Genomic DNA, 2,951 nt, shown 5'->3' with positions numbered 1-2,951 from the left:
TAAAACTATAATAATTAAATTATATTTTGACAAAATCGTATTTTTTAAGTATATTTATTATTGTTCAAATTTATAATAGGGAGTTAAAATAAAATGAGTTCAAATGATAATGATATAAAAAAGGAATTATGGGCAGCTTCTGATAAATTAAGAGGAAATATTGATGCTTCTGAATATAAACATGTAATACTTGGGCTTGTATTTTTAAAATATATTTCTGATAAATTTGAAATAAGATATAATGAGCTTGTAAAAGAAGGGCTTGACTTGCAAGATTATGCTGCAGCATACAGTGAAAAAAATATATTTTATTTGCCCGAAAAATCAAGATTCAAATATATAGCCTCAAAAGCACGTTCTGATGAAATAGGTTCTATTATAGATGATGCGATGATAAAAATAGAAGAAAACAATAAAAAATTAAAAGATATACTGCCTAAAAATTACAGCAGGCCAGAACTTGATAAAAGAAGGCTAGGGGAGATAATAGATTTATTTTCTAATATAAAAATAGTAAATAAAAATAAAAAAGATATACTTGGAAATGTATATGAATATTTTTTATCGCAGTTTGCAAGTGCAGAAGGTAAAAGGGGAGGAGAGTTCTATACACCTTCATCTATAGTAAAACTTTTAGTAGAAATATTAGAACCTTATAAGGGCAGAATATATGACCCTTGCTGCGGAAGCGGAGGTATGTTTGTACAGAGTGCCAAATTTTTAGAAGCACATTCAGAAAATATTAACAATATTTCAGTATACGGACAGGAAAGCAATCCTACAACTTGGAAACTTTGCAATATGAATATAGCTATACATGGCATAGATGGTAATTTGGGTAAAAAAAATGCTGATACTTTCTTTGAAGATTTACATAGAAATTTAAAGGCTGATTATATATTGGCTAATCCTCCTTTTAATATGTCAGATTGGGGAGGAGATGCTTTAAAAGATGATTACCGTTGGAAATGGGGTATTCCTCCAGCTGGAAATGCAAACTATGCTTGGCTTTCTCATATTGCATCAAAATTATCAGAAAATGGTAAAGCAGGGGTTGTACTTGCAAATGGTTCTCTTTCTACTCAGACATCTGGAGAAGGTGTTATAAGAGAGAATATGATAAAAGATGATTTAATAGAGTGTATAATATCGCTTCCTACTCAATTATTTTTCTCAACACAAATACCTGTTTCATTATGGTTTTTGAATAAGAATAAAAATCAAAAGGGGCATATACTTTTTATAGATGCTAGGAACTATGGAAGAATGGAAAGCAGAGTACAAAAGGTATTTGATGACAAGGATATAGAAGAAATATCAAAAACTGTTCATAATTGGCAGAAAGGTAAGGGATATAAAGATATAAAAGGATACTGCAGAAGTGTAAGTATAGATGAAATAGCTAAAGAAGATTATATACTCACAACTGGACGCTATGTAGGACTTGAAGAAGGGGATAACGAAGAAGAAGATTTTAATTCAAAGATGAAATCACTTACAAAAGAGCTTGAAGAATGTTTCAAAGAAAGCAGAAAACTAGAAAAGAGCATAAAGGATAATTTAGAGGAAATAGGGTATGCAATTAAATGAAAATATACGCTGGAGATTTAATAATTTTAGTAAGGCTTATAAATTATTGAATAGCGTATTTAAAGAAAGAAAATTTGTAAATAAATTGTAATATAGGTTTTATATATGATAGATGAAAAACTTCTTTATGATATGAACAATATTTTTAAATCTCATAAAGAAATAGAAAAAATAATACTGTTTGGATCTGGGGCAGAAAACAGAGAAAAATATAATTCTGATATAGATTTATCTGTGATAGGGGGATTTTGATTTTCTTTTTTGCGAGCGTTTGAAGGAAGAGCTTTCAGAATTAGAAACTCTTTTAAAATTTGATGTAATAAGTCATAATGACATAAACAATGAAGAGCTAAAAAACAATATAGAAAAATACGGTAAAATAATTTATAATAGGCTTGGTTAAAATATAATAGGGTAGGCTATGTCTTTAAATCTCGAAACATTAGAAAAATCAATAAAAGCATTAGAGAAATCTATTGATATATATTACAGCTATAAAGAAGATAAAAATAAATATTTAGTAGAAACAATAGCTGCAGGAGTAATACAAAATTTTGAAATAGCCTATGAGAATAGTTGGAAATTAATCGCTAGATGGCTTGATGAAAACATTTCAGCGGATACATCGCATAAAACTACGAAAAAAGGATTATTCAGGCTTGCAGGCGAGTATTTTTTGATAGATGATGTAGATATTTGGATAGAATTTCATAATGCCAGAAATAATACATCATATAGATATTCTGGGGTTTTATCTTATGAAGTTTTTGAGTATGCATTAAAATTTCCAAGCTATGCGAGATATCTTTTAGAAAAGTTAGAGGAAAGGAAATATTGATATGATTTTGTACAATAACATCAGGAGTTTTTTAAGTAATGGGCAAAAATGAAAAAGAATGGCAGGAAGTTAGGCTAGGTGATATAGTAAAATATTATAATAATAAAATTTCACGAAGTCTTGTTACAAACTATAATTATATATCTACAGAAAATTTATTACCAAATATAGGTGGTAAAATAAATGCTAGTTCAATACCCAATACAGATAAATTGAATTCATACTTAAAAAATCATATATTAATATCTAATATAAGACCATATTTTAAAAAGATATGGTTTGCAAGAAATGATGGAGGATGTTCATCTGATATATTAGTATTTGAATCCACTAATAATAATACATATCCTAAATATTTATATTATCTAATGTCGCAAAATATATTTTTTGATTATGTTATGACTGGAGCTAATGGTACTAAAATGCCTAGAGGAGACAAAAAACATATTTTAAATTTTACTTTTTTACTCCCGCCGCTGGAAGAACAAAAGAAAATCGCCTCCATACTCTCATCGCTTGACGA

The 2,951-nt window shown here is 28.4% G+C and carries 5 protein-coding genes; all 5 read left to right on the top strand.

Translation table 11 applies throughout. The annotated features are described in order from the left end of the window. The first annotated feature begins 93 nt into the window (after nt 1-93). Complete coding sequence (locus EZH24_RS09630; RefSeq protein ID WP_137998940.1) at nt 94-1,590, top strand: type I restriction-modification system subunit M; 1,497 nt, start codon at nt 94-96, stop codon at nt 1,588-1,590. 105 nt (nt 1,591-1,695) lie between these two features. After that, a complete protein-coding gene (locus EZH24_RS15125; RefSeq protein WP_236847151.1) occupies nt 1,696-1,842 on the top strand; it encodes a nucleotidyltransferase domain-containing protein in 147 nt (48 codons plus the stop codon). Nucleotides 1,843-1,861: 19 nt separating this feature from the next. Then, entirely contained in the window at nt 1,862-1,993 is a 132-nt protein-coding gene (locus EZH24_RS15340) for a hypothetical protein (RefSeq protein WP_272897892.1), read from the top strand. Nucleotides 1,994-2,011: 18 nt separating this feature from the next. Beyond that, the gene (locus EZH24_RS09615) at nt 2,012-2,428 is read left to right on the top strand and encodes a nucleotidyltransferase substrate binding protein (protein ID WP_137998939.1); all 417 of its coding nucleotides are present in this window, start codon (nt 2,012-2,014) and stop codon (nt 2,426-2,428) included. A 38-nt stretch (nt 2,429-2,466) separates the two neighbouring features. Next, a partial coding sequence (locus tag EZH24_RS09610; protein WP_137998938.1) for a restriction endonuclease subunit S occupies nt 2,467-2,951 on the top strand: 485 nt, incomplete at its 3' end.

It is taken from the genome of Brachyspira catarrhinii (assembly GCF_005518285.1).
In the GTDB taxonomy this organism is placed as follows: domain Bacteria; phylum Spirochaetota; class Brachyspiria; order Brachyspirales; family Brachyspiraceae; genus Brachyspira; species Brachyspira catarrhinii.
The sequence above is the reverse complement of the archived record's forward strand: the minus strand, read 5'-3'. Positions and strand labels throughout refer to the sequence as shown.